The sequence below is a fragment of the Vibrio sp. 1078-1 genome, from assembly GCF_033340475.1.
Genome location: NZ_JAWOWM010000206.1, coordinates 1 through 816, shown reverse-complemented (window position 1 = coordinate 816; position 816 = coordinate 1). Strand labels below are relative to the sequence as shown.

Sequence of the window (816 nt, the reverse complement as noted above, 5' to 3'; positions counted from 1 at the left end):
GAATCTTAAAACCAAATTAAACCTGAATTATTCCATCTTAAAGGAGGTGTCCTATGGCACGTAAACCAAGCAATAAACAAGAAACTGTTCAACCTGAAATCGTAGAGGGTAATGAACAAGTAACAGTCGTGGAAGAGTTACCAGTTGACCATTTCACTCATATCGTGCTCGAAGGCAAAGCGAAAAAGCTATCGCCGAAAACGGAAAATCATTTGTTCTATGAAATTGCTATTCATCAAGGGGAGAAGGAACTTTATATCCGTATATCGGGTAATCAAGGAGGTGGTCTTTATTGTCGAAGTTGGATCCCACTTAAAGATATCACCGCTGTACTAGATGTGCAGGGTGATAAGCCGTTCAAGAGTTCTGTGATGAAGTGTGTCTTTTCCGGGCAGTCAGCGAATAACGCTGGTTTTATGGCTGCTTGTTGCAGGGGGCTTGGTCTTATCATCCAGTCGGAGAAATCAGTGTTTCTTCACGTTCTAGCGCCAGACTACGAGCAACGTCGTGATGAGTTGCTGTCTCTCGTGGACGCAGAAGCCAAAGCTGAATAACCCCAAATCCACATCAATCCTTATCCACTAAGCCAACTCAGGCTTTCATACCGAGCACTTAACAAGAGTGCTTCCTTAGCAAACTAAACGAGATTTTATTATGAACTTAACTTTTGACGTTGAGCGATTACTGCTGCCTGTCAGTGTCGATCTTCAAGATGCTTTAAACCGAGTGATCAGCGAATCAGGCAAATGGACACCCATGATCCAATCGGTAGTGATCAACTTCCGAGATTCTTCCTACAGTTCGGAAAACGGCGGT

General features: G+C 43.5%; 1 protein-coding gene and 1 pseudogene. Both read left to right on the top strand.

The features are described 5' to 3' along the window. Positions 1 to 53 precede the first annotated feature (53 nt). Positions 54 to 554 (top strand): hypothetical protein, encoded by a 501-nt coding sequence (locus R7190_RS26625; protein WP_053300897.1) that lies wholly within the window; start codon positions 54 to 56, stop codon positions 552 to 554. A 100-nt stretch (positions 555 to 654) separates the two neighbouring features. Next, positions 655 to 816 (top strand): annotated as a pseudogene (locus R7190_RS26620) (DUF2787 domain-containing protein); the annotation flags it as partial.